The 1,974-nt window shown below is 40.4% G+C and carries 1 protein-coding gene; it reads right to left on the bottom strand.

Annotation, left to right across the window (positions count from 1 at the left end; genetic code table 11):
• Positions 1 to 1,974 (bottom strand): hypothetical protein (locus VBE63_RS28230; protein ID WP_323686307.1); only part of this gene is annotated, 1,974 nt, incomplete at both ends.

Consider the following 1,974-nt stretch of genomic DNA (forward strand, 5'->3'; position numbering starts at 1 on the left):
TGCATCAAAGGATGCATCCACATAACCTGCATCAATATCCTCTTGGGTTAGAGTGATGGTTTGTGGTGTGTTGGCTGAAGCTGTGATTGTGAGTGTATCTCCAGCTACTGCTTCATCTGAAAGGGTTACTTTAACATCTATAACCCCATCAAACTCCTCTTGATTAATGAAGCCATCATTGTTTGCATCTTCTGTAATCTCTATGGAGAGTCCTGGGGTAAGATTGCTTGTATCTAGTGTTGCACTATCACTTCCTTCTGGGCTTGGGTTACCTGCTGGGTCAGTGATGATTGCATTTATCTTAATCTCTCCATCTTCACTTGGAGCTGGGAAGGTTAGGGTTGTACCATTATCGATTATATCTTGAGTTACTGTAATGATTTGTTCATTACCTGCATTATCTGTAACTGTAACAGTAGAGCCAACTTGGGTACCGCTTGGTACTTTAATCTCTACATCTATATCTCCATCAAGTTCATTTGCATTAATGAAGCCATCATTGTTTGCATCTTCTGTAATGGTTACTGTTGGGGCTCCTGGAAGGTCTGTGGAGATAGTAGCACTATCAGTGGCTGTGTTTGATTCATTGCCAGCTGGGTCAACTACTTTAGCTGTTGTTTCAAAGGTTGTTCCATTGTTTGGAGCATTAAACTCAACTTGGATTGTACCTGTGTCTATTTGAGTTTGAGTAAGGGTAACTTCTTGGTCACCGTTTCCTGTTCCTGTAATAATTACCTTATCACCTGCTACTGCGTTTTTAGGAATAGAGACTTCTACAGTGATTTTATTATCACTTCCAAGTTCTGCTTTAGAGAGGAGTCCATTATCATCTGCATCATTTACAATGCTTACTCCAACACCACCATCAGCACTAAGGTCACTTGTATCTAGTTTTGCACTATCATTTCCTTTTAAGCCTGTGTTACCTGCTGGGTCAGTGATGGTTGCTTCAACTTTAATTGTAGCACCCTCAGCTGGAGCTGGGAAAGTAAGAGTTGTACCATTATCAATAATGTCTTGAGTTACTGTAATGATTTGTTCATTACCTGCATTATCTGTAACTGTAATAATAGAATCAACTTGGGTATCGCTTGGTACTTTAATCTCTACATCTATATTTCCATCAAGCTCATTTGCATTAATGAAGCCATCATTGTTTGCATCTTCTGTGATGGTTACTATTGGGGCTCCTGGGGCTGTGGTGTCAAGCGTTGCACTACCACTTCCTGGTAAAGATTCATTACCTGCTGGGTCGGTAACAATTGCTGATACTGTTGTCTCTTCTCCTTGTGGGAATTGGCTTGGTGGGTAAGAGATTGTAAGACCATTATCAATGATGGTTTGATCAACAGTGTAATCTGTAGTAGAGCCATCTGGGTTTGTAACAGTTAGAGTATCACCAACTTCTGTATTTACAGGTACTGTAATAGTTACATCTATATCTCCATCAAGTTCATCTTGATTAATATAGCCATCATTATTGGTATCTTCATCAATTGTTACCACTGGGGCTGTAGTGGCTGTGCCATCTCCGTTTTCATCACCGGGGACTGTAGTGTCAATGATAGCACTATCTTTGCCTTTTTCGCCATTATTGCCTGCTACATCTGTAACCCATGCTTCAACAACTATTTCACCCTCACCTGGGCTTGTCATTTGGAAAGATACATTGCCTTTATTGATATCTTCTAGTGTTAAGACAACACTTTGGTCTGGCTCTCCATCTGCATTTGTATCAAGATTGAGTGTATCGCCCTCATTAGCTGTACCTGGTAAGGCTACAGTGATATCGATATCTCCATCAAGTTCGCTTGCATTGATATAGCCATCATTGTTTGTATCTTCTGCAATAGTTACTGTTGGTTTTCCTGGGGCGCTTAGCTGCATAATTGCACTATCACTTACAGGATCAGATACATTGCCAGCTGTATCTTTAATGGTAGCTTCTACTTTAAATTCTGATCCATCACTTGG

Source organism: Lamprobacter sp. (assembly GCF_034860625.1).
In the GTDB taxonomy this organism is placed as follows: Bacteria; Pseudomonadota; Gammaproteobacteria; order Chromatiales; family Chromatiaceae; genus Lamprobacter.